26 protein-coding genes and 1 tRNA gene are annotated in these 25060 nt (G+C 38.3%); 7 read left to right on the forward strand and 20 right to left on the reverse strand.

Features of this window, described 5'->3' with window-relative positions; all coding sequences use genetic code 11:
* Positions 1–82 precede the first annotated feature (82 nt).
* The 3 genes from SHI21_RS19830 to SHI21_RS19840 form a co-directional block, all read right to left on the reverse strand.
* The gene (locus tag SHI21_RS19830; RefSeq protein ID WP_323578919.1) at positions 83–427 is read right to left on the reverse strand and encodes a helix-turn-helix domain-containing protein; all 345 of its coding nucleotides are present in this window, start codon (positions 425–427) and stop codon (positions 83–85) included.
* A gap of 304 nt (positions 428–731) precedes the next feature.
* Positions 732–809 (reverse strand) — tRNA-Cys (locus tag SHI21_RS19835).
* Positions 810–928: 119 nt separating this feature from the next.
* Positions 929–1234, reverse strand: a complete 306-nt coding sequence (locus SHI21_RS19840; RefSeq protein WP_102243728.1) for an HU family DNA-binding protein — start codon at positions 1232–1234, stop codon at positions 929–931.
* 295 nt (positions 1235–1529) lie between these two features.
* Here SHI21_RS19840 and SHI21_RS19845 point away from each other — a divergent pair, with 295 nt between their 5' ends.
* Positions 1530–2480 carry an alpha/beta hydrolase gene (locus SHI21_RS19845; RefSeq protein ID WP_323578924.1) on the forward strand — a complete coding sequence of 317 codons (951 nt, stop codon included), beginning with the start codon at positions 1530–1532 and terminating at the stop codon, positions 2478–2480.
* A gap of 220 nt (positions 2481–2700) precedes the next feature.
* Positions 2701–4416 (forward strand): hypothetical protein, encoded by a 1716-nt coding sequence (locus SHI21_RS19850; RefSeq protein ID WP_323578926.1) that lies wholly within the window; start codon positions 2701–2703, stop codon positions 4414–4416.
* 1 nt (position 4417) lies between these two features.
* Here SHI21_RS19850 and SHI21_RS19855 read toward each other — a convergent pair whose 3' ends face one another.
* The 7 genes from SHI21_RS19855 to queA all read right to left on the reverse strand — a co-directional run bounded on the left by SHI21_RS19855 (position 4418) and on the right by queA (position 10872).
* Positions 4418–5254, reverse strand: a complete 837-nt coding sequence (locus tag SHI21_RS19855; RefSeq protein ID WP_323578928.1) for a hypothetical protein — start codon at positions 5252–5254, stop codon at positions 4418–4420.
* On the reverse strand, positions 5232–6167 hold the full coding sequence (secF, locus tag SHI21_RS19860) for a protein translocase subunit SecF (RefSeq protein ID WP_323578930.1): 936 nt from the start codon (positions 6165–6167) through the stop codon (positions 5232–5234). Before secF ends, SHI21_RS19855 begins: the two co-directional genes overlap by 23 nt.
* A gap of 27 nt (positions 6168–6194) precedes the next feature.
* Complete coding sequence (gene secD, locus SHI21_RS19865) at positions 6195–7895, reverse strand: protein translocase subunit SecD (RefSeq protein ID WP_323578932.1); 1701 nt, start codon at positions 7893–7895, stop codon at positions 6195–6197.
* Between the two features lie 94 nt (positions 7896–7989).
* Positions 7990–8262 (reverse strand): Sec-independent protein translocase subunit TatA/TatB, encoded by a 273-nt coding sequence (locus SHI21_RS19870; protein WP_323578934.1) that lies wholly within the window; start codon positions 8260–8262, stop codon positions 7990–7992.
* A gap of 16 nt (positions 8263–8278) precedes the next feature.
* A complete protein-coding gene (gene yajC / locus SHI21_RS19875; protein ID WP_323578936.1) occupies positions 8279–8650 on the reverse strand; it encodes a preprotein translocase subunit YajC in 372 nt (123 codons plus the stop codon).
* Positions 8651–8679: 29 nt separating this feature from the next.
* Entirely contained in the window at positions 8680–9804 is a 1125-nt protein-coding gene (gene tgt / locus SHI21_RS19880; protein ID WP_323578937.1) for a tRNA guanosine(34) transglycosylase Tgt, read from the reverse strand.
* Positions 9805–9810: 6 nt separating this feature from the next.
* Entirely contained in the window at positions 9811–10872 is a 1062-nt protein-coding gene (queA, locus tag SHI21_RS19885; protein ID WP_323578939.1) for a tRNA preQ1(34) S-adenosylmethionine ribosyltransferase-isomerase QueA, read from the reverse strand.
* Positions 10873–10943: 71 nt separating this feature from the next.
* On the opposite strand from queA, the gene SHI21_RS19890 reads away from it, so the two are divergent.
* From SHI21_RS19890 to SHI21_RS19905, 4 genes are all read left to right on the forward strand, one after another.
* On the forward strand, positions 10944–11255 hold the full coding sequence (locus SHI21_RS19890) for a hypothetical protein (RefSeq protein WP_323578941.1): 312 nt from the start codon (positions 10944–10946) through the stop codon (positions 11253–11255).
* A gap of 76 nt (positions 11256–11331) precedes the next feature.
* Positions 11332–11727, forward strand: a complete 396-nt coding sequence (locus tag SHI21_RS19895) for a hypothetical protein (protein ID WP_323578942.1) — start codon at positions 11332–11334, stop codon at positions 11725–11727.
* 247 nt (positions 11728–11974) lie between these two features.
* Positions 11975–12199: a hypothetical protein gene (locus SHI21_RS19900; protein WP_323578944.1), complete on the forward strand. Its 225-nt coding sequence runs from the start codon at positions 11975–11977 to the stop codon at positions 12197–12199.
* 4 nt (positions 12200–12203) lie between these two features.
* A complete protein-coding gene (locus SHI21_RS19905) occupies positions 12204–12947 on the forward strand; it encodes a hypothetical protein (RefSeq protein WP_323578945.1) in 744 nt (247 codons plus the stop codon).
* 2 nt (positions 12948–12949) lie between these two features.
* On the opposite strand, the gene SHI21_RS19910 is transcribed toward SHI21_RS19905, so the two are convergent.
* The 4 genes from SHI21_RS19910 to SHI21_RS19925 form a co-directional block, all read right to left on the reverse strand.
* Entirely contained in the window at positions 12950–13234 is a 285-nt protein-coding gene (locus tag SHI21_RS19910; RefSeq protein ID WP_323578947.1) for a hypothetical protein, read from the reverse strand.
* Positions 13221–14048, reverse strand: coding sequence for a ParA family protein (locus SHI21_RS19915; RefSeq protein WP_323578949.1), 828 nt, complete (start codon positions 14046–14048; stop codon positions 13221–13223). The genes SHI21_RS19910 and SHI21_RS19915 overlap by 14 nt, the downstream gene beginning before the upstream one ends.
* 17 nt (positions 14049–14065) lie before the next feature.
* Positions 14066–14410 (reverse strand): DMT family protein, encoded by a 345-nt coding sequence (locus SHI21_RS19920; RefSeq protein WP_323578950.1) that lies wholly within the window; start codon positions 14408–14410, stop codon positions 14066–14068.
* 63 nt (positions 14411–14473) lie between these two features.
* Positions 14474–19519 (reverse strand): Ig-like domain-containing protein, encoded by a 5046-nt coding sequence (locus SHI21_RS19925; protein WP_323578952.1) that lies wholly within the window; start codon positions 19517–19519, stop codon positions 14474–14476.
* Positions 19520–19716: 197 nt separating this feature from the next.
* Between SHI21_RS19925 and SHI21_RS19930 the strand changes: the two genes are divergently transcribed.
* A complete protein-coding gene (locus SHI21_RS19930; protein ID WP_323578954.1) occupies positions 19717–20634 on the forward strand; it encodes a hypothetical protein in 918 nt (305 codons plus the stop codon).
* Between the two features lie 3 nt (positions 20635–20637).
* Here SHI21_RS19930 and SHI21_RS19935 read toward each other — a convergent pair whose 3' ends face one another.
* From SHI21_RS19935 to SHI21_RS19960, 6 genes are all read right to left on the reverse strand, one after another.
* The gene (locus tag SHI21_RS19935; protein ID WP_323578956.1) at positions 20638–21585 is read right to left on the reverse strand and encodes an isopenicillin N synthase family dioxygenase; all 948 of its coding nucleotides are present in this window, start codon (positions 21583–21585) and stop codon (positions 20638–20640) included.
* Between the two features lie 150 nt (positions 21586–21735).
* Positions 21736–22158, reverse strand: a complete 423-nt coding sequence (locus SHI21_RS19940; protein WP_323578958.1) for a hypothetical protein — start codon at positions 22156–22158, stop codon at positions 21736–21738.
* Positions 22142–23530, reverse strand: coding sequence for a C1 family peptidase (locus SHI21_RS19945; RefSeq protein WP_323578959.1), 1389 nt, complete (start codon positions 23528–23530; stop codon positions 22142–22144). Before SHI21_RS19945 ends, SHI21_RS19940 begins: the two co-directional genes overlap by 17 nt.
* A gap of 62 nt (positions 23531–23592) precedes the next feature.
* Positions 23593–24279 (reverse strand): YggS family pyridoxal phosphate-dependent enzyme, encoded by a 687-nt coding sequence (locus SHI21_RS19950; RefSeq protein WP_323578961.1) that lies wholly within the window; start codon positions 24277–24279, stop codon positions 23593–23595.
* Complete coding sequence (locus tag SHI21_RS19955; protein ID WP_323578962.1) at positions 24272–24607, reverse strand: hypothetical protein; 336 nt, start codon at positions 24605–24607, stop codon at positions 24272–24274. The genes SHI21_RS19950 and SHI21_RS19955 overlap by 8 nt, the downstream gene beginning before the upstream one ends.
* 11 nt (positions 24608–24618) lie before the next feature.
* Positions 24619–25047: a type II toxin-antitoxin system RatA family toxin gene (locus tag SHI21_RS19960; protein WP_323578964.1), complete on the reverse strand. Its 429-nt coding sequence runs from the start codon at positions 25045–25047 to the stop codon at positions 24619–24621.
* Positions 25048–25060: the final 13 nt, after the last annotated feature.

Below are 25060 nucleotides of genomic sequence, written 5' to 3' on the forward strand. Positions count from 1 at the left end.
AATCTCAACCGGCCACACTTAAATTTTTCTCTTCCAAAATATCTTCTAATTTTTTAACGATAGTCATATATTTATTCCAGTATTAAATTACATTGATAATGGCATACAGTTTTTCAAGCTTAGATGGCTCAATTTCTTCAACAAGCCTCAAGCACTTTAAACGTAAGCCTTCATCTTTAAATTTTCCTTGAACAAAACAATTAAAGTCTTCCAGGCTAAATTCAAGCACAGCTAAAAATTTTTCTAAGTAACCTTCATGAATCACGGCCCTACCATTTTCCATATGACTTACAGTTGTGAAGGAGATTTTTAATAGGTCTCCTACATCTCGAACTGACTTAGAACGAAACTCCCTCATCTTCTTTAGTGCAATGGCCTCTTTACTTAATTCAATTTTACGATTTCTTTTCAATAAATTTTCGTTCATGTAACTCTCCTGATGTGTTTAAAACGTTGTTAAAAACCACACAGCGTATAGCCTAATAAAAATCTCAGGCTACACGCGTGTAGGTAGTAAAAAACGGCTAAAACTACACATTGTGCTTACTAAAATTCATAAGATTTTTTGTAAGCACAAAAGTAAGCACAATTAAGCCCATCAGTGAAAGTGTGAGACAGTTAGAGACAGAATGACTTTTTGGATCTTGCTTAAGCCATTGAAACCTAAGCGTTTAATAAGAGAGAGTTTTTGAAGTAGAGCAGCCGATACATCAACTTAACATTTTTCCATTTGGAGGAGACGGGCGGATTCGCACCGCCGGCTTTACGGTTTTGCAAACCGTTCCATTGGACTGCTCTGGCACGTCTCCAATGAAAAATGATTAAAGGGATTTTGCAAAAAATCCCTTATTTTGTCAATGTATTTATAAGGTATTAGTAATAGCGAACTCTTAATTAACAAGTAAAAATGCTTCGCATTTTTTCGCTATTAAGCTTCGCGGATCACGTACTTATCTTTACCTTCATCAACCATCTCTTTAAGTTCCTTACCAACTTTAAAGAATGGAACTTTCTTCGGTGGTACTTTTACGATTTTCCCAGTCTTAGGATTACGTCCTTCGTACGCTTTATAATTTCTATTAGCGAATGATCCGAAACCTCTGATTTCGATTCTCTCGTCCTCATATAGGGCCTTAATCATGCTATCAAAAGTGATATTGATAATTGTTTCAGCTTGCTTGTGAGTAAGGTTCGCTTGTTTTTCAAGAGCTGCAATTAAATCTGCCTTCGTCATGGCCGTATCTCCTTCAGGATTTTTTTTAACTTTGTGTGATCTCTATCGGTTAGAGTCTCGAAAAACTTTAGTTAGCTAATCTTAAGCGCATACTACTAGTCTAAGTTGCTAAAATTATTTAAGCAACTAGGAAATGTTTGTATTTTAAGTAAAAATGCGCAGTAATCTGCGAAGACGCAACACGAACAAGATCTATACGGCCGATAAACATTATTTAAAACATATTATCTTTATAGCACTTAAGATTAAGGCCTACGTTTACGAAAAGCATTGAACGCGAAGCTTAGGGCAACGAATGAATCACCGCTTTTCTTTTTTTCTTATTTTTATTCTCACTAGCTTTGGATGTTTCACAGCGGCCGGTGAAGAATTAAAACTTAAATGCCCTGAAAAATTTGAATCAAGTAAATTTAATAAATGGATTCCTTCCGCTAAAGCAAAACCAATTTCGGTTTCACTTCTTGTTCATGGATTAAATTTCGCGCCTGAAAAAATGGACTCTATTGGAAAACTATTATCTGATGATGGTTCTGAGGTTTTAAGAATTTCATTAAAAGGCCATAGAGGAAATGAAGAGGAATTTAAAAATGTTACCAGGCCGGATTGGATTCAAGACATTTTCAATGGATATTGTGAAGCAAGACAAAGAGCAGATCTTCTCGGTCTTCCCTTAAATTATGTAGGCTACTCTTTAGGTGGCGTACTTAATATGGATCTGATGAATAATTTCCCTGAAGCCGATGTAAAGTATGATCACATAATTTATTTTGCTCCAGCGGCGGCGATAACGATGAAGAGTTATATGGTTAAAATGCTCAATGTTTTTGGACCAAAATATCTTGTCCCTAGCTTTAATGAAGAAGACTACAGGGCCAACTGTAAGGGCACACCGATGATTGCCTACAACTCAATGTTTGATTCAATTGATTCGGTGAAAAAATCCGGTATCAAAGGGAGTGATACTCCGACATTAATCATTATAGATCCTGATGATGAATTGGTGAGTCCTGCAGGGCTTCGCTCAATAATTGATGTGAACAATTTAACCAATTGGTCTATTTATGAGTTTTCAAATTCATCTGAAAAAACAAAATTAAAAAATAAATTCCACCATCTTATTATTGATGAAGAAAGTGTCGGGCCGCTAAACTGGCAGGCGATTTCTCTACTCATCAAAGAGCACAATGCTACAAACACCACTGTCAAAAGTTTAGACACTATCTCTCCTCTACTGCCTGTGAAGTAAGATTCTTGTCATAATCCTTTGCCTCTAAATAATGGCAATTCAAAATAAATAACTTCTTATTATAGCGCCTATAAACACCAGAAATAACTGCTAAAAAATTCAGCATCGAAATACTCTCAGACCCTGTCATGAACCGCTTTAAAATAAGAGTAACGATATAAAAGGATTAAAGTTTCACTATAAGAAGTCGATTAAGTAAGTAGGAGAACCAGAAAATCCCATGTTTAAGATAAAAGGCCTGCACACTATTTTATCAACTCTTTCTATTGCCGCAATGATGGTAGTAGCGTCTTCGTGTATTGGTGATGCATCAGTAGCGAAAAAGCGTGGAGTTGTTAAAGACTTTTCTGTCGTAGATGGAAATGAAGAAGGTTGTGGAGCGACTTACTTAAACTACACCTCTCCTTATGACACTTGTACGAGTTCATGTTCAGCAGGCTCTGCGACTGTAGCAGGATTTCACCTTGCGACGACTGCCGAGTTAGCAAAAGTAAAAACTGACCTGGTGACTGACGGTAATACGGCCCTTCTTACTATTGTTAACGGCTCTGCAAATCTTTGTATGCCGGATGTAACAGTTGAAACACGACCAACAAATGCGATTGATATTAAGAGTGACTTCTGTTCATGTATTAATGGAAAATCAGACATCATTAATAACTGTGATGCATTTTGTGCATTAAAGACACCAAGTGATCAACCCATCCTTTATGTTAATACACTCATGGGTACAGAAATCGCATTGAACACTAAACTTGGAAACCTTCATAACTGGTGTACTGTTCAGCTAGCTGATGATGATACAAATCCAAATTGTTCAGTTGTAGCAACTGACGGGCTAAACACAATCACTCTTCCTGCTAACACAACGGCCGGATCAAACTCATTCAACGTAAACATTTTATCACTTGCGGTTAACCGCACATGGATCTTAAAACTGGTTGAAACAAAAACTGGTTCTGGTGCTCAATCAAAAGAATTCCAGATCAACAGACAAGTTCAAAAAACGGATTCAAACGATGTTCTAGGTGCTTTAAAAACAACTCCAATCAGCCAATACACTTGTATGACTTACGGTGGGAAAGTTGATGCTTCTGGAAATATTATCAGAACAACTTTTGCCAGAATCTTCTACTACTTCGCTTCTAACGAAGACCCGGCACCGGTTGCACCAAGTGTTGGTAGCAATCAATCACAAATTGTTTGTCATGATGAACAGCTTCATCCAGGTGCAGACTCTGCTCTTTACCCTCGTATGGAATTGATTCCAACATCATTTGCAATGTGGGATAAGTCCGACACTCGCTTTGTTGCTCTACCGGTGAACAATAATAAATTAACGATCAATAAAATTTTATCTGACCGCTTGTCTGCTGAATATAATATGAATGGCGTGGATATCGATCTATTCAGACTTGTGAGTTATCCAAATCGTCCTTCGACTGCAACGACAACTACAAGTACAACTATACCTCTTGGGTATATCATGGTTCCATTTACAGAAACTGGAACTGGGAAAACATACTGTCCTGGACCTACTGAGTTTACTGGTAATCAACCACTGCTAAACCTATTAGGCGAGTACATGGATCAGACTGAAGGGATTTACCTGGCAGAAAAACAGGCCGAGACATTCCTTGATGGATCAACTCCTAAGACACTTTACGGAACGATGTTCGTTCGTGAGTCGACACTTAAGAGTTATGGGTTCTACATTGAAAATGGATTGAAGATTAGAGCTAATACAGCTTCAATGAACACAAAAACGATCTACTACTACTGGCCGACAAGTACAACTGCGGATCCACTTACTGAAGGGGGTAGAAAACTCTTTACGGTAAGAGCTCCAAACACACTTAACGGCAACGTGCCTACAGGGCAGCCAACCAACGTACAAACCAGCGACAAGCGCATCGGTTGCGTTCCTAAGAGTTAATTTACATAAATGTAGCTTTAAAGACTTTGGCAGCGGGAGTGAACTCTACGCTATAGAAGTAATACACAATCGCCACTCTGACGGCGAAGACGATGTACATTCTGATAAAGAAGTATAAGACCGCTTTTAAGAAGGATCTCCCCTCTCTGTGCATGACTTTCTTCAAGATGAAACCAAACAGTATAGTAGAGAGCATCGCCCCCACAAACCAGATCAGACGGTCCTTATCTTCAAGGATTTTGGCCATTGATGGAATACTTTCTTTATCTTTGATCAGACGAACTGCAAATATCGTAATGTTGGGGAACTGATCCATGTAGGGTCTTGCTACAGACTCTTTTGTGCTTTCATCTAATCGCTTTAGTAAGTCTTTTTCACTTAACTTCTGAAGAGGCTCAAGGGCCATACGGACAGAATTAGAAATGTCACTTGAGATAACTTTCGGTTTATGTCTCGACTTCAATCCCGTATCAATCACTTCTTCAAAAGCATCACGAGGGGCATGAACCTCAGTCACTTCCGACCTTGGCATACTTTCAATCTCGCTTTCTTTCACTTCATTAGTGTTTGTATCATTATGAAGTTTGTCGGCGTCTTTTAAGATTTTTTCTGAATCGGTATTGTAGCGTTTTAGAAGTTTTTCTAAATCCTGAGTGTCGTGTTCTTCCTGAGGTGACTCAGTTGGTTTCTCAGCATCGATAATAGTGGGATTGGTCGTAGGGTTTTCAGATCCAACGCGCTCTTGGTCTGGAGTCTGGGCAAAACAAGGGCCTTCTAAAATTAGAAGGCCCATGATTAAAACTAGTTTTAAAAAATTAAACTGTAGCTTGTGTTGCATTCGTCTTTTTTGATTTTTTCGCTAAACCATCGATAAATAGAGTTGTTGAAGCTGCTACGTATACTGATGAGTAAGTCCCGAAAATGATCCCGATTGACATTGCTAAGAAGAAATCTTTAATCGCAGCACCACCGAAGAAGTACATTGAAGCTGCAACGAAAAGAGTCGCTACAGACGTAAGGATTGTTCTAGAAAGTGTATCGTTAACGGCGTCGTTAATGTGTTGCTTAAGAGATTTGTTCTTATCTCCACCTTCTTCGTGCTCACGGATACGGTCGTAAACGATAACAGTATCGTTAACTGAGTAACCAATGATCGCAAGAAGTGCGGCAACAGTGTGAAGTGAGAATTCAGTTCCAACGAAAGCTAGAACCCCTGTCACGATGATAATATCGTGAGTAAGAGAAACCATTACCCCTGGAGCATAACGGAAGTCGAATCTGATCGCCATGTACACCATGATCGATAGAATCGCCCAGAACATCGCCTTAACAGCAGACATTCTTAGTTCACTACCCGCTTTTGGACCAACGATATCTACTTTTCTAACTTCAACTTTATTATCTGCAAAAGATGTTGTTAAAACTTTTGAAACGTTTTCAGTGATTGCGTTTAAAGACCCTTCATCGGCCTGAACTTTAATCAGAACTTCGTTGTCTTTTTCTTCACCGATAGTCTGAACACTTACTCCGTGGAATCCACCTTTATCAAGTGCTCCGCGTAGGTCGTCAAGGTGGATGTTTCTTTCAAACTTAGTTTGAATTTCAGCTCCCCCTCTAAAGTCTACACCGTATTCCATTTTATAAAAAATACCATATAGGGCAAGAAGCGTGATTACCAATGAGAAAGTCATAACGTATTTACGTTTTCCCATGAAATCGATCGTCGTCCCGTGTTTAATTAATTCCATCATATAAACTACTCCAACATTAAACTTAAATTAAATACTAAGTGCCTTTGTACCTGTCTTCTCCATATATAGTTCATATAGGATGTGAGACACGTAATAAGCCGTGTAAACAGTTACCGCGATACCAACAAGTAAAGTAACAGCGAACCCTCTGATTGGACCTGTACCAAAGTTCAGAAGACAGAAACCTGCTGCTGCTTGAGTAATGTGGGCATCAAGGATTGTCCAAAGAGCTGAATCAAATCCCATCTCGTAAGCTTTGAAGCTTGAAAGACCTTTTCTGATTTCATCTCTGATTTTCTCAAAGATAATAATGTTCGTATCGATGGCCATACCAACCGTTAGAGCAATACCTGCAATACCCGGAAGTGTAAGCGTCGCTTCCATTGCAACTAAGATAGCTACAGTGAAAAGAACGTTAAGAAGAAGTGTAACGATCGCGATCACACCAGAGAATCTGTAGTAAACAACTGCGAAGATGAATACTAAAATACATCCAACGATTGATGCGAATTTTGCACTTTGAATTGAGTCGTTACCAAGGTTAGGTCCAACTGTTCTTTGTTCTAAGAAATCTAACTGAACTGGTAGTGCACCAGCACGAAGAATTAGAGCAAGGTCACGAGCTTCTGACATAACTTTGTTGAAGTTTGCTCCACCACCTAAAGTGATCTGAGCGTGTCCACCAGCGATTTTCGCCTGGATCATTGGAGCTGAGTAAACGTTACCATCAAGAACTACGGCCATTCTCTTACCGATATTTGCACCAGTAGTGTCTTCGAATCTTTTTGATCCTGAAGATTTAAATTCCATAGAAACGTATGGTTGATTTTTTTGTGGGTCGATTTGAACGCGAGCGTCCGCTAGATCGTCACCTGTAATACGAGGAGTTGCTTCAATAACATACGGGATGTTTAAAGACTCATCGTGAGTACTAGATTTTTCGAAAGCAAGCTCATGACCTTCTGGAAGATCTTTTGCAAGGAATTCGTTCATCTTCTTAATATAGTCAGAGAATCTCTCACCTTTTTTGTAAGTGATCCCTGCTGCCTTAGATTTTTCCATCCAAGTTTGAAGAGTTGCTGGAGGAACTGTATCGTTTACGATCTTGAATTCAAGCTTAGCAGTTTTCCCGATAAGTTCTTTAGCTCTTTCGATATCGCGAACACCTGGAAGCTGAACAACGATTCTATCAACACCTTGAGCGATAATTTCTGGTTCTGTAACCCCGAATTCATCGATACGGTTTCTGATAACTTCAATCGACTTCCCAACTGATTGCTCTTCAATAGAAGTTTTCACAGAGTGAGCAAGACCGATTTGAAGGCGAGCTCCATCTTCTTGAGTGATACGGATAGTATTACCAAACATTTCTTTAATTTTTTTCTTAGCAGCGTCCATGTCTGAAGCTTTGTTAAGAGTAAAAGATTGTTTTGGGTCATTAACATCAGCGTCGTCCATCGATCCAATTGTCATCCCAATTTCTTGGTCTCTCATTAGAGTTTCGATTTTTCTTACGTAAGTCTGAACTTCATCACGGTAAACTTTCTTGAAATCAATTCCAAGAACCATGTAAAGACCACCTTGAAGGTCTAGACCTAGATTGATTTTTGATTTAACCGGATAATGTCCGTTTTCATCAAATTTCATGACTGTTGGTAATAACACGATTACCGAAGCGGCAATAAGAACGAGTAGCACGCTGAAACGTACCCACCAGCTGGTTTTCATTAAAAAACTCCCTTTTTTATATGCAAAAGTAACTATACTTTCTGGATGTTCCAGAAAGTATAGTTGATTAATTTATGGTATTACAAGAACGATTTTATGATTGCTTAGGAGATTCAGGAGTATCAGTAGCAGATTCAACTTTCACGGCAGTCACTTCAACGTCAGCTTTTTTTGAAACTTCGGCCGTTGTTTGACTTGCAGCTGGAGGCGTTTTGTTAATTTCGTTCATCATCTCATCGCGAGCTTTTTGGAATTCACGCACTGCTTGACCTAGGCCTTTAGCAAGTTCAGGAATCTTTTTTGGCCCTAAGAATAAAATTGCGATTACAAAAATAAGTAATAATTCGCCAGCACCTAATCCAAACATACAAACTCCAATTTAATTATTTTTTTGCTGTTTCTGTAAGAGTTTTATAAAGACCAGCGATTTGACCTTTTAAAACTTTCAAACGAAGACCTTCAGAAACTTCTAGTGTTACTACTGTATCAGTCATTCCGTAAATTGTCCCGATTAGGCCTGATTTTGTGTAAACTTCGTCCCCTTTAGAAAGCTCTTTTAGTAAAGCTTGTTCCTGATCATATTTCTTTTTTTGAGGTCTGATCATAAGGAAGTAGAAAATCACGAATACAACTACTAATGGAAGAAATTGCATTAGAGGGTTTTGAGCTGGAGCTGCTGCAGCTGGTGCGCCTGCTACTTGAGCAAAAGCAGAAGTTGAAGACATTAGTACAGTAGCTAAAAGAGATTTTAACATTGTCATTCCTTGTAACGTTGGAAACTTTCTTAGTTCCACATATTTGATTGATAAGAGTTATAAAACTTAGTGTAAAACTCGTCAAACTTATCGAGCTTTATTGCTTCTCTTGCATCATGAGTCATTTGCAAATAGAAAAACAAATTGTGATACGTGATCATATTCCCAGCTAAATACTCTCCCACTGTGTACAGATGGCGAATATACGAACGGCTATGTTTTTTACAAACTTTGCAATTACACTCCGGGTCTGGCGGTAATAAATCTTCTTTGAAGCGTTCTTTTTTAATATTAAGCGGTCCGCCACGAGTTAAAAATTGCCCATTTCTGGCGTTTCTTGTCGGTAGCACGCAATCGAACATGTCGATGCCTGCCTTGATCCCGTTTAAGACGTCCAGTGGCTTACCAACACCCATTAAGTAGCGTGGTTTATCTTCTGGCATTGTGTGAACGAAGTTATCTAGGAAATTCACCATCTCTTCGTTTTTCTCTCCGACAGATAGACCACCAAGTGCCATTCCTTCAAAGCCCATTTCATTTAATCTCTCCATACATTCAGTACGAAGATCGTGGTGAAGGCCACCTTGAATAATCCCGAAAAGATTTTGATGTGGTTTTAAATTATAGTCGCGACATCTTTGGGCCCAACGAAGAGTCAGCTCCATGCTTTCTCTTAAACGTTCTTTTGTCGCTGGAAGTGCCGGACACTCATCGAAGTTCATCACGATATCAGAACCAAGTGCACGTTGAATTTCCATCGATTTCTCTGGGGAAATTAAGTGTTTTGATCCATCAAGGTGAGACGAGAATGTTACACCTTCTTCAGTCACTTTATTCATGCTTGAAAGAGAAAATACCTGGTATCCACCACTGTCAGTTAAAATCGGTTTATCCCACTTCATGAATCCATGAAGCCCACCACCAACTTTTTCTACCAGCTCGTGACCCGGGCGAAGATATAAATGATAAGTATTCCCAAGAATAATCTGAGCGTTCATTTCTTCTAGGTCTTCCTGCCACATGCATTTTACACTCGCACGTGTTCCTACCGGCATAAAAATCGGAGTTTCAATATCGCCATGAGCTGTTTTAATGACTCCTGCGCGTGCCTTTTTTGATTGAGCTATTTTTGTGAAGATCTTTTTTTCTGACATTTTTTATTACCTTAAAATCAGCATGGCATCACCGTAAGAGAAAAAGCGGTATCTCTCTTTCACAGCTAGCTCGTACAATTCGAGCGTTTTCTTTCTGCCGACCAGCGCCGACACTAGCATAAGAAGGGTTGATTCGGGGAGGTGAAAATTCGTGATAAGCCCTGAAACACTCTTCACATCAATTCCTGGGTGCAGGAAAATCTGTGTTTTATAGTGCTCGCCTGCCTTGATATCCTTTCCATAACTCGACTCAAGAACGCGAAGACTCGTCGTCCCTACAGCAAAAATGTTTTTAGAACGTTGAATTTTATTTAAATTTTCGCTATCCACAAAATACTCTTCCGAGTGCATAACGTGGTCTTTTAAATGATCAACTGTGACCGGTTTAAAAGTTCCAAGACCTACGTGTAATGTAACAAAGGCCTGGTCGATTTTATGGTCTTTTAGTTTTCCCAAAAGTTCATTGGTAAAATGCAGACCCGCTGTTGGAGCTGCAACTGATCCAGTTTCTTTTGAATAAACTGTTTGATAGTTCTTTTTATCTTCATCATCACTTTCCCCTTTTCTAATGTAAGGAGGAATAGGAATCAGAGCGTTTTTTTCGAGGTAAGAAAGAAGATTTTCATACTGAGAAGGCAAGTCAGCTTTTACACCGAACGTTCCATCGTTATTTAAACTTCCCACTTGAACTTTTAATCCATCCGCAAAGATAAACTCATCACCGATGCTTTTTTTCGATCTCGTCTTCAACAGACAAGGATAGAATCCTTCCCCATTTTTTTCGTGAGATAAAAAGAAAAGCTCCGCCTTTCCACCACTGGCCTTATTTCCAAGCAGCCTTGAAGGAAAGACCTTCGACTGGTTAAAAACGATCAATGAGTTCTCTGGAAGGTACTTTGGGAGGTTAAAAAAGTGGTCGTGAGTGACCGTGTCCGTTTTCACGTCATAAACCATCAAACGCGACTGATGGCGGTCAATACCGTCTACCGGACGCTGAGCGATCAATTCCGGAGGTAAATCGTAGTGGTAAGCATGAAGAAATAGGTCTTCATCTGGAATATAAGTCATAGATATTTAAATAGCATGAATGATTTCCATTGGCCCTTTTAAATAATCCAAATGTGTGAAAAAATAATGGAATGTTAAAAACTATGTTGTTTCTGACATTCATTTTCTCAAGTAACGCATTCAGCTCGATTGCTCCCCTGCCTGATTTCGAGGCCGAGTTGCGCGCTCTGGAAACGAGCCAATTCAAAACTGAAGAGCTTCAGATGGCGAATGCCGATGCCGTAACTGACGTTATTTCTGACGAAGTAGCTACTGGTCAGGCCTCTGTTGTTAGACCCCAAGAAAAGCCTACTACGACCCTTGAAAAGATCGATTGGAGTGTTGATAACTCTATTCCTGAACCTACTCCAACAGTAAAAACACGCCGAATCCGCTCTCGCTAAGTAGAAATTACAAACCCTCTTCAAAATAAATAAAATAATGTCATAGTTACTTCATAACCACTCTAAGGAGAATCATATGAAGTCACTTCTTGTACTTGCTACATTACTAGTTTCAACTGCAACTTTCGCGGACACAGCTTGTAACGCTAACTACGCTGGTGGCCTTGGACATCTTTTCAAAGGTGAAACAAGAGAACTAGGAACTCAAAAATATATTAAAAGCGGAGAGAAATTAAGTGATGAACTTTACACTTTATCTCTTTCTACAAATAAAAAAGGTGAGCTTGTTAAAAAGCTTACAGAAACAAAAACTGGTAAAGTTGTGAAGCTTACTAAAGTTGATCTTGGAGCTGGGCATATCGAGCTTTTCTCGACAGCTTCATTAGAAGAAGTTTACCCATCTGGAGTTCCAGGAAGCTACGATGGTCATAATTTTATTCTTGTAATGTGTGGTGATGAATCTAATTTTTAATAATTGAAATGCTGACAATCTTGATATCACCAAGTGTGATATCAAGATTCGTTTAAACGATCTCTAGATAAGTTCTTTTTTATTTTCACAAAAAAATCACAATAATAAACATGTTACTTATTCGCTTTTTATAAAAATGACGTTTCGATCTTCATTTTTAGATTACTCTAATAAAATATCCAATAATATCAACAACGTACCGTGTCCCGAAACCATGTTATCTTGCTTAGATAATATGGAGGTATTTATGTATGAAGATTATGAAGATGAAGAAGTTAAACCAAATCAACCATTAAAGTATTTAAAACCAGGATCTGTCGCTCGTTTTAGAGAAATGTATTACAAAATCGTCAATACTCCACTCACGCCTAAGCAACGAAAAGAATTGTTAGAGGTGTTTGGAAAAAAAGAAACAAGAAAAGATGCAAAAATAAAGCAGGTTGCAAAACCAAATAAAGACCTTGAGATATAACAACATGATTCGTCCATTTTCTGAATTATCAAATTTTATAAAAAAAGAAAAAAGCATTGGATGCTTTGTTGATACAACAGTTTTATTTTCTGCCACTTACCCATTGGACTCTTTTAATACTGAGTCAGAATTAATATTTAATATCATATCCAGATCAAATGTCCTGCCCTATACAAATGTTAATGTCAGAGCAGAATTTTTAGAAAATCATAGACGTGTTTTAATAGCAGAATGCCTTATTGATTTCTTAGAAGACTTTAATACTGAACTCAATGGAACTTTGTTAGAAAAACTTAAATTACATCGAACATCATACCGTAGGAAAGTAGTTGAAGAAAAATCTATCAAGATTGATATTGGTCAAATAAAAAGATTTCGCCAACTACTGTCTGCTTTTGATTGGGACAAGGGAGATGGATGGGATTTATTTTGCAAAGACTATTTAAATGCTCGTCTTAAACCTATTTGGACGAGTACAAAAGAAGTCTTTGACCTTAATTTCATTTCAATACGAACTAATAATGAAAATGATTTGATGCTTACGGTACCGCAGTGGGAGGAAGCCGTTTCACTAATGGGCAGTTACGGAATTGCATCAAACGATGCTATGATTCTCAATATGTTCTTATGTTCAAAAATACCAATACTGCTTACAACTGATTTAGAAATGGCAGAAGTTGCTAGTAAAACTTCAAATGGGACAAAAAGGATCTTTGTTCCAGATGCTCTACTTACAACTGTCCATTAAAATTACGCGTTCTTCTTTTGCATAGAATTGATAACCTGCTGAGCTTGAAACATAATCTCAATCGCCTTCTCAAAAATCGCATCAAAAATTTTCTTCACTTCCATAAACATCGGATACGAGTTCACCTGAGAAAGTAAAATCGCCATAATATTTTCAAGAATAGGAATCATCTGATCAATCCCCGTCTTCTTCAAAATTAAATCGATAATGCTATTTGCTGCTTCCACATCAACTCCATTGTTTCTTACGACATATAGTGGATTAGAACTTTTTTTACTGTCTGACATTTGCCCACTCCTCGATCTTATCGGCTATTCCCATAAATTTCTCGCGTAGATCTAGAAATTCATTGGTCTTAAATTCGAAAACCGATTTACGCCCTGATAATGATTTTACCAGACCTGCTTTATTAAGAAACGGAGAAAAGACTTTTCCTTCCCCTACAGCATTGTCGACCTTCTCGATAATTTTTGTCAAATCGTCATTTTCTTGTTTTCTGCGAAGATCAACTAAATTGGGCACATGTAAAACGACTTCAGGGGCCGCAACGATTCCCATATCTGCGATATCTTCGAGTACTTGATAAAAATGATCTAGACCTTTTGCAGAAAAGTCGTCGGCCTTGAAAGGAATGATGACACCGTCGCTTGCGCAAAGGGCGTTGATTACCAGAAGCCCCAGTGTTGGTGGGCAATCGATGATGATGTAGTCGTAGCGATTTTTTAGGTCGTTAATTTCTAGGAATTTTTTTAGGACTAGTTGTCTTGGAGCATTGATTGAAGCGACTGTTAAGTCGAAACCTGAAAGCTCTTGTCCACCAGGAATTAAGTCTACAACCGCATTACCTTTTGAGTAATGAAGGATTTCAGAGAGCATTGCTGGGACGTGGATCATCTTTAGTTCTTTGATTGAGTTTACTAAAAGATGATGAAGGTTGTATGTGTTACGTGCTTCGAATAAAAGTGTTAGATTCGCTTGAGGATCAAGATCAATCGTCAAAACTTTTTTACCTTTCTGAGCAAGAGCAAAAGCAGAATTGAAGGCCATCGTCGTTTTTCCGACTCCGCCTTTTTGATTGATAAAACTAATAATTTTTCCCATCTTAAATTCCTTTTAAGTTAAGCGTGCATTTGATCTTTAAAAATAAAGAACGCTGCAAGGACTAAGCATACACTTGCATAGAGAAAGTTTTTTGTTAGCGGGACTTTCATATATAGGATTGAGAAGGCCGCAAAGACTGTCATTGTGATGATTTCTTGCATGACCTTTAACTGACCTAGGGTCAGGAATTGAATCCCTATGCGGTTAGCTGGGACCTGGAAGCAGTATTCGAAGAATGCGATTCCCCATGAGACCAGGATTACGATCCATAGTTTTGAGTGTTGGTTTGATTTAAGGTGACCATACCATGCAAAAGTCATGAAAAGGTTTGAGATGACCAGAAGGCCTAAGCTTTGAAACATAAAAAAACTTCCTTTGTTTTAATAAAGAAATTTTAGCGGAGAAAATTTGAGGGGGCAAATGAATTAAAGAGCTTCAGGATAATTGTATTGTGTATCCCCAGTATTGTAAGACTTAACTGGAATAATACATCTTAAGCCTACATCTTTACGTTGATTATCTACAGGGATCACTTCAGTTGTATATCTTCCTGCTAAGTTTCCAGAAAGGTAACTACCACCAACGGCAAGCCCACCAATACCATTATAAGTTACAGCAGCGATTACAGTAGAACTGCTACGTACAGCAGCCATATTAGGAATAAATCCATCTTCATGTAACTTATTTGTTGTTATCCCAGAAGAAGGACCAATATCTAAAAGATAAGCTATTGCTGGAGAAAGCTTAGAAGCATTATCTGTAGTAATATTAGAACTAATAGGTAAACCGACAGGAAACGAATACTTTGAAGCTGTAAAAAATTGATCACCAAAAATCCAGCTGGTAAGATCCGCATCTGTAGCACTTGGACCAACAATCCCATCACTATCATTGTAAGGTCCAGTAATATTATCTAAACCATATGCTTGTGAATCAAATACGTATTCAAAGCTTGAACCACTACCTGACGATGTACACGAATGTGTTCCCAGAGGACAAGTCATTCTATCACTAGTCCACTCAGCAACGTTCCCATATAAATCTTGAATTCCATATCTAGAAATACAAGATTCTGTTCCTTTACTACTTCCCCATGCAATTGATCCTGTATAAAGTGATCTAATTCCTGATGAAAAAGTCCCAGGGATTGAATAGATAAAACTAGTAGATGGAATTGATGAATCAGTAAATGCGGTTTCAAGTCCACTGGCCGCACTACCATTACAACGGGATTGAATATTTAAAGAATAACCTTGCTCTAATTCTGTAACTTCTGGATCTGTGATATCTGATCTTTGTGCTGCATAAGCATTATAATCTTTTTTACTTGGAAGAATTGGATGCGTACCTAGATCAACTGCTACAGTCATTCCATCATTTCTGTAAAGTACTGGAGATGTTCTTGCGGCACAAATATCAACAGCTCGAGACTGACCAACATTTACAAGTGGTGCATTTAAAGCAGTATTAAACTTATCAACGAGAACCTTAATAACTGCAAGACCTGCACTTTGCACATTAGTAAAAACTCCTAAATCATATGCATAACATGAACCAGAACTACGATCGTAGTATAAATCACCTGATAATAAATCCCCTGTATCTGTTGGAGCTCCGATACCGATACATCCATTAGCAGAACATTTTGGCGCCTTAGCGTAAGGACAACCTAGTTCTTGTGTATCAACCAGAACATCTCTTCCATAATCATAATATCCTAAAGCAGTTGTCACTGCACCAACGGTTACAGTTGCTTCACCTGGACCAGCATAAGGGCAGCGGAAATTATGACTTTGATCAATACTATTAGGAGTTGTTGTAGCAGTCATATTCATACTGTTACAAATTTCTTGGTTAATCATCCATCTATGAACAAACGTATAATTTTGAGGAGAAGCAATAACTCTAGCTTCTGAAAAAATTTCAGGTGTATAAGTTGGAAATAATCTTAAATTGTCGACAGGTCGAACAACGTAGTAATAAACTTTTCCAGCAATCGCAGTTGTATCCGTAAAAGTCCTGATACTTGGATCTGGAATAGTAAAATTTGCAGTTGAGCCTGCAGTCGTGCTCTTTAAATGACCACCTTTAAAATTATAGTCTGTTCCTGCTTCACGACGATAAACATTCCATCCTGCAGTTTGAACGTTACTATCAGCTCCTGAACCAACCATAATAAATGGCTTCCATGCAAGTGTTACTTTTGCTGGTACATACTTAACATCCCAATCACTAATGCTTGTTGTTCCGTTACTTACATAACAAGTATTCGTTGCTGTATCGTATCTAAATAGCCCAGTAGCTTTTGGAATTGCAGAAATATTAATACAGTTATTGCCTGAGCAAATACCAGTATCTGTTGGTGTTCTTGAAATAGGACATGAAGTATTAAAGTCTACCCAAGAAAATGCAGTTGTACCTGTACTTCTATAACAACGCTTAGCTGTCGAATCCCAAAAAATTACATTCGCCGCATCTGGAACAATTGTTCCTGTCGGACTATATGCTTGGGTACAGCTTGCTCCTGAACATGCCTTTAAATCTTCGACCACTCCTGTTGCAGGGGCCTTATTGTAGTTACATTGAATTTCTGATACTGCTACCGGTGCTCCATTTTTATCTGTTTTAAGACCGACTGAAGAAATATTATTCCATCCACCATGAAGTGCTGCTGTTGGATGAACAATAAAAGAAAAATTAGTCACAACAGATGTAGTAAGTGGCCCATAAGTATTGTCAGTAAGATATAAAGGATCCCCTGTGACAGCAGTTGTATCAATGTGATCTGAAAGAGTCATTGTAACGTTTGCATTTCCAGAAATACCATCTACTGGATCCAGCTTTAAATAAAACTTATGAGATTTTACATCATCTGTATTTGCAGCTTCCAATTTAGTAGTAAATAGACATCCAGCTTGATTGACAGCACATCTTTCCTCACCAGAATCTTCTACTCCATTATCATTTAAATCATAGAAAATTCTAATCGCACTAATAGGAAGAACATTTGTATTATCTGAAACTAGTGACTCAATTGTTACGTATTGTGCATTTTCGTCTGTAGAGCTTCCGACATCTTCATCAATGACGAATCCATCACTTTGAACTGCTCCACCTTCGTTTGTTTCTACTTTTGTAATAGCTGAACGGAAATAAGGTGGATTATTAATGGCCTTAACTTTAACTATATAAGTTGTAGAAAAAACATTAACATTCGGAGCGGTAGGATTTCCATTATCAGTTGCAGTAAATGTAATTGTTGCAGTTCCAGACTGATCTGATTTAGGAGTAAATGTAACAAGTTTTTTACCTGTACCAAGTGGAGCTGCATCTGCAATGACAATACTTCCCGAAGGAAATAGAATTGGGTCTGAACTTGTAGCAGCTAATGTTACGTTTTGTGATTCGTATCCGCTTCCACCAGGTCCGACATATACGGTAAGAGTTCCAGATGATCCTTCATTGATTATCTGTGGTTGCGCTATTGTTGATAAAGGAGTTGCTGGAGTAAGTGTTGTAATTGCTGTTGCACTAATTTCAGGAGCATCATTAATCGGTGTAATTGTTAATTTAAAATCTCTATACGGTGTGTACTGAGTAACACCAGCACTAACACTTCCAATACGGTATTGAAAAGTAAATGGCGCTGTACTTGAAGCATTTGGAGTTGGAGTAAGAGATGCTGTACATACATTCAGTGCACATGTACAACCATAGGCAACAAAATTTGTCCCTGGATGAAGTACATCAATAGTAGTTACTTCACAAATATTTGTATAATTGAAAGGTGCAACTAAATCTGTATCAGAATCTGTATAAGTTGCAGGAGAAGCTAAATTTACTAAAATTGGTGTTAAATCTTCGTCCACTGTTTTTTCAGCAAGTATTAAATAATCCATTGCCGGTACATCATCCACTTGATTAATTTTGAATGATAGAAAAGATTTATTAGCTGAATTTGTAAGAAGATTATTCACATAAAATGGAACTTTATCGTAAGCATCAACTCCACCACTTAATGGTATAGGTGAAGCAGTTGTTGCTGGTGCCACACTCATCGCACCACTAGCACGAACCATAAGACTTGCTTGCTTATGATTATTGACTAAATCTTGAATTTGAGTCTCTGTTGTTTCAGCTGGATTGATAAAAATCTTAATTGCATTTCCTGCAACTCTTATAAATGCTTCTTCAGCGCCACCAACTAGCCCGTAAATTTGAGGAGCTGTTATATATGAATCATCAACATATATGTTATTAGTTAAAAGGTTTTTATCGCGTAAATCAAAAAATTGAACAGTAAAACTGTTAGCAGCAGTACCTTCTGCCACCGCAGTAAACCTTAAATTACCAACAGCACCAAGAGGAGTTACAGCTTTTACAGGAGTATTGATATCAAACAGATCCCCATTCAGAGTTTTATCAGGATTCGCAGGAGTATAAATACAAGTCCTATCTGTTAGGCCACCCGAACCTTGCAAATCCATACAACCGGTAATCTTACCTTTCGCTGTCCAACCGACATCGCCAACCTTTGTTGCAATGGATGGATCGCTTGTATCAAAATAATATTTCATGGCAGAGTTAACACCAGTTATGTCAGCAGCTGCAGGTATCGTAATATTATAAGCTGTCGCAGTTGAAGTATTACTTTCATATAAATTATAGAATCCGGATTGAGCAACCGGCTTCAGATGTGCAGTCGACTTCGACATCGCAGCGACAGTAACCACAGTTGCCTTTGCAGCTCCTTCACCATCAACATCAGTAACCGTATAAGAAAACCCTGTGGTCCCTGATTTATTTGCTTTCGGAATCGCTAAAGTCGAACAAACTCCACCAGAACATTCACAACGATTACTCATGTTCGTCATCATTGGTGTAAATGCCAACAAGTTTTCTTGTCCTGCCATGTAATTACTCAGAACCACCACATTATTTGTGATTCCCAGACCTGCTCCTATAATGGAAGTCGCTTGCGTTTTAAACACAACTAACTGAGCGGCCACAGTTGGATAATACTGACTAGCTTTAGCTTTATCTAGTGCTGTTCTCATCGCCACTTCAGATACAAGTAAAGGTCCACCTAATGCAGTAGCTATATTACTTGCATTCAAATAAACTTCATCGGCTTTCCTGAATAATCCACCGTCAGCAACTGAAGGTGCAATCATTTCTAAACTTGTCGATGTTGGAATTATTTTACAAGACACTGCCTTATCTTTATTTCCATCAGTATATGCAAGAGTAATTGTTTTAGAAATTTCTTCATCCATAGAGACAGTAGCAGTTGTCCCTACTGGCTTCGTTCTCAACTCTTCAATCGAATAACAACTTCTGCTCACCGAACTAAACGCTTGATTAACTCCACACGCAGCTTTCTTCTCCGTTGCCTTAGGCACGCAAGAAGTGATTGCAAGTGTTGCAATCGCTAGCATAAAAGTGTTAATAAAACTCTTCGTTGAAGACATTAGTGAGTACTCCCTACGATTCTTATCGAACATCTTCCTATGACCTTTACTATTTTATATCTTACCTCTGCTGTCGGGTAACTTTATTCCCCATAGTCAAAAGCTTTGAAATATCCGACTCTTCCGCTTCTTTCCCCTATAGGGGTGGTCAAAAAAGTGTGTCTTTTTATTGGCAAGGGATATGTTAAACTTGCCTTATGAAAAAACACTTTGGTTGCCTGTTTCTCCTTGGACTCATGACTCTAGCTCCAACAAACCTTCTTTATGCCAAAGAAGAATTGACGGTTATTCAGACGGTTTCTAAAAATAGAAAATCGTTTGTGGTCGCAAAAGGGATCAAAGATGGAGTGATTAAAGGACAGGAAATTATTTTTGCTAACGACAACGTCAGTATCGTTTGCAAGGCCTCTGAAGTGAACCGCAGCTACTCTTTATGGGTGCCTGTTGATGCCACAATCACCGTTCCATTTAATAAAGAAGATATCGTAAGCTCAAACTCTACTGTCTATGGAAATGTGGCATTGGAACTTATCAGTGATCCAAATCTAACTCCGACAATTAACTACAATGAAGTTTACAAAAAATTCAGAACGCTTAACAATTTTACGATTAAGGCCAGCTACAATAAAGGTCTGACTCAGTCTTCTTCTTCAGTGGCAGACGAAAAGAATACAAGCCGTACAGGTTACAACTTTGCGGTTGATTACAACTATCGCTTTATGCCTGAATTTGAAATGAGTGTTGGAGCAAGAATCGATAACGAAGTTTATAGACTTGAAGACCCTCAACTTGATATTCCTACTAATAGAGTTATGGCCACTGTTGCGGCCACATACCACTTCGTAAATTTTTCTAAGGATAAAGATAACTTTTATCTTACTCTTGCTGCTGGTGTCGGTCGCTCTGAGACGACAGTTGATGGTGATAAAGCTTCAGGGACTGTCACACTACTGCCTGAGGCACGCGTGGGCTATCTAATGCCTTTTACGAAGTCGATGGCGCTGATATTTGAAGGGTCTGTTGAATCGTTAAGTGCCACCGAACAATTTGCTGATGGCACTGAACAATCGACTAATATTTTGAATATGAAAGCAAGTATCGGTTTGAGATTCTAAGAACTACTTAATTAATCCAATTTCTCTTAATCTTTGAGTAAGGAAATCCCCAGCTGTAATCGCTGGATCTGGAGTTCTTCCACCAGCACCAACACATGAAGGAATGCATTCAAGTAATGCTTTCGAATGTGGGTGAACGAAAAATGGCATCGAGAATCTTGCAGATCCATCGTCACCTGGATTGATTACTCTGTGAGTAGTCGATGGAAGAACATTATTCGTGATCCTCGCCATCATATCCCCTGTATCCACAACGATTTCACCTGGACGAGACTCTACGTCAAGCCAAGATCCATCACGCTCTAGAAGCTGTAATCCTGAATCCGTTGCTCCTACAAGCATTGTGATTAAGTTAATATCTTCGTGAGCTGCTGCTCTTACAGAATTTTTTGTATCTTCACCTTTAGTTGGTGGGTAGTGAATCATTCTGATGATTGAGTTCCCGTCGTGAACCATTTTTGTGAAATAGTCACTTGGTAGATCAAGACCTTTTCCGATTGCTTCTAGAAGTTGGATAGATGTTGCATCCATTGCTTCGTAAAGTTCCATGAACGTTTGTCTTAATTGAGTGATTTCTGAAGGCCATACGTTTTCAGGGTAAACACCTTTGTATGCACTTGTTGCAAGAAGTTCGCGACCCACATGCCAGAATTCTTTTAGGTCTGGGTTCTTGTTATTTTTAGCGTGTTCAGTTTTAAAAGGAGTGTATCCTCTTTGTCCGCCGTTGTTGCCTTGGTATTTTTGTTTTGTTTCAAGAGGAAGCTTGAAGAATTCTTTTACCATATCGTAAGCGTGATCAATCTTTGCTTGCTCGATAGTGTGGTCTTTTAAAATAATAAAACCGTAATCTTTAAGACCAAGAGTTAGGTCGTCGACGAATTTAATCTTGTCGCTTTGACTTCCATTTACGTAGCTTAGAAGACTAAGTTCCGGCACTTTTCTCTGACTCATAATTCCCTCTCTAATATCGTTTCTTGCACTATAGCAAAGTCTCTCGTTTTCTTCTCATAGAATACGGATAGCTCTAGTATCTAAAAAGTAGATATATCAAGGTTTGGTTAGGGAATGCTAAGTCATGAAAATTTTATAGATTGAGGGGTCTTAAAGGGACGAGTAATACAGGACTAAGTAGTCGATATCGACAAATTCTTTTGAATCCTTCCAGAAGCATCTCTCATAGGCCTGCCATTTCGAGTTCACTTCAATCTCATAAAGCTGAGGAAGCCCGCCAATACTATGGCAAAGATTAAAGCCTGGGGATCCTACTTCACTTATAAATGTTTTATAGTCAGGGCCTTTTTTTAAGGCAGAAAATGGGCATTTTTTTGAGTCCGTCATCTGGCAATCAGGAGATGAAGCGCTCGTTGCTTTACCGTTCACTCTTAAGCAGAGCTTTTCTTTTTTAATGATGGTTTTATTCTTTTCAATAAACTTTGTATTGAAGCTTCCACATTCGATCGCCTGAATCTGGGCACTCATTACACAGCAAAAGATTCCAAAGAGTACTTTATTTTTTTTCAACATAGATAATGCTCTTAAGTGTATTACTGTATTTTAGATAGTCTTCTGCAATCCATATGTGACCATTTACACATTCGTAATCTTCGTTCATTTTCTGACAAGACTTTCCATATGAATTTCTAATCAGGTAATCACAGCTATTAGTTTTAGGATTAAATCTTCTTCCTACAATTGTAGAAGCATGATTCATGCTTGAAAACTTGTCTCTGTAATCTGCAAACACTCCGGCATTATAATGAATCCCGACAATATTTCCGTTTTCTAACTGCTTATCCATTGTCTCAAACGTTGAACTACCGTGATCAGATTTTACTTTTAAATTTTTAAGTCCGGGAGGAATAATTTTTGAACAACTCAAACTCAACTTTCTGTAAGCGTTTGATCCCAGGTTATCCAGAATTTTTCCAATTTCGCCAGTACTCTTATTCGGAAAAATATACTTAAGCCCATCTTTTAAATCGGCCTGAGAGCAAATGTTTTCAATAAGAATTTTCTTTTCGGCCTCTGAAGCATTCTTATATGACTTACTAAAAGTTTCCAATGCAGTCATAAGTTTTTTAATGTCGTAACCTTGTCTTGAATAAGTAAAATCAGTGGAAGGAACATCTTTTTCCAGGCAAACGCCTTTACTGATGGCCTTATCTAAAACCTGATTGATATAACCGCCTTCATCCTCGCCTGTTAAATTTCTCATAAAATTATCATTGTAATCATTGGCCATATAAACAGCAGAAACATCGACTCCTGTTGCATGAGCAATAATATCACTGGCCGCATAAGCATAACACCAGCCAATTGAATCCTGATTTTTTGGTTTGTCTAAAGCAAGGGGTGATTTAACGTTGATGACATCAGTGCATGTGAGTTTTCTTTTATCACTCGCGATTTTAGCTTCACGAATAAACTTTTCGACTTCCGGATCTTTGATCACATCTTTCAGTGAGCTCAGTTGAATATACTCATTGTATTTGGCAATCTGAGCACTCGCAGATAAACCTTTCTTACCAAAGTCGATAATATCCTGTCTCCAGCGAGCGAGCTTAAACTTATGGAGTTCAATGATGTCTTTGTTCACCAGTTTTACAAATTCAGTTAGAAAACCAGTGTCACATTTCATATCACTGACAGTATTTGAAAACATCAATGTGTTGTAGTTATCTGTCGTATCTGAATTTAAATCTTTTTTAAATCCTTCATAATATTTAGCGATGTTGGCATTTAGAGCGCTATACCCAGGGCATGATTTAATTCTTGAATTAAAATAGGATTCTGTTTCTGAACTTAATTTAACGATAGGTCTAGTTGAGGCCGCCATCGCTTGAAAAGACAACATTGAACTTAGCAATAGACTTCGAACTAATAACCTTATCATCATATAGACTCTCCTATAGTAGAATAGTCTATAAACGTGTTTTTATATAGATTGGTTGATTTGACCTATTCTTTGAACAGGAGAGATCCAACTCTTATAAAATCGGCCCCTTCTTCAAGAGCAATTTTATAATCCTGGCTCATTCCCATTGATAATTTCAGATTAGGCAGACTGAATCTCTCGGCCAAATAATCGCGCGCGACTTTTAATTCTTTAAATGACTTACGAGCGGCCTCTTCAAAGTTCTCTTCACGAATCGAGCCCATCGTCATAAGTCCGTAACAAACCAGATTTGATTTCTTCTTAGCAAGCAAGAGTTCAATGGCCTCAGCGATCTCTGCAACCGTATCAAACCCACTTTTTTCTTCTTCTCTTGATGTATTCAATTGAAAAAATAAATTGAGTTCAGGCTCAGTGATTTCACTTTCACGACGAATAATCTCTTCCAGCAGTTTTTTTGAACTCACTGAATGAATCGCCCAAAGATTGGGGGTTTTTAACAGCTCTTTTACTTTATTGGTTTGAAGTGTCCCGATAAAATGCCAGCGCACATTTTGTCTTTGATTGAATTGGAAACTTCCCGCTTTCGCAGTTAGTTCAGAGACGCGGTTTTCACCGAAGTCCAGTTGTCCAAGCGAGTAGGCCATGGCCACATCTTCAACCGGAGAGTATTTAGAGACCGCGACAAGCACGGCCCCATTAAGATCATTTTTTACAAGATTCAGTCTTTCTTCTAATTCGTTTTTATTCATTCTTCTCTAGTGCGGAATCGCTTTTTTTCTTGAATTTAAATTTCGCTTCAACTTCTACGTCGTAGCGGTCAAGGATGTCAGTTGCGATTTTAGAAGCATCAACTTTAGTAAGGTAGTTGCGAAGCTCTTCTCTAATCCCGTTCGTGAAATCTTCTTTAGCACCTTTGGCATTTTGTACCAGGCCCGTTAGGATTTCTTTGGGAAGAGGTAAATCTTCAAGAATTTTTTTCACCGACTCTTCAGTCATGAAAGCAGCGCCAACACCTACTGAAACCACCTTTTTAATGATGCCTTCGATACCAGAACTTTTATTCTCTTTTTCACTCATTTGAGTATTTCCTATTTAGAAGATTTAGCACGCTTAAAAAAAGACTCCATCATGACTGGAAGATTCTTTTGAGTTAAAGCAGTCAGGATTGAATTAGGGGCAAACATTTTGAAATCCACTTCAAGAGTGTAAGTCACTTCAGTTTTTCCACCACCTAAATCTTTCATTAACCACTGACCGTCGTTCTTTTTGAAAAGATCCCCAGAATCAAGTACCCATGAAACTTTCGTCGGACGAACCTGAGTTGTCGCTAACGTATACTTGAAACTCTTAATCATGTTTACTGAGTATTCTACTTTGGCACTTGTTTCAGACTGGCTGATAACTTTTGTACTGCTTACACCGTCAACGAAGTCAGCGTATTTCGCGTAGTCTACGATTACATCGTAAAGTTTATTAATATCCACATCGACGATTTCAGTTCTTGTAGCAGTTGCCATCTTAATTTCTCCC

The organism is Bacteriovorax sp. PP10 (genome assembly GCF_035013165.1).
Classification (GTDB): Bacteria; Bdellovibrionota; Bacteriovoracia; order Bacteriovoracales; family Bacteriovoracaceae; genus Bacteriovorax; species Bacteriovorax antarcticus.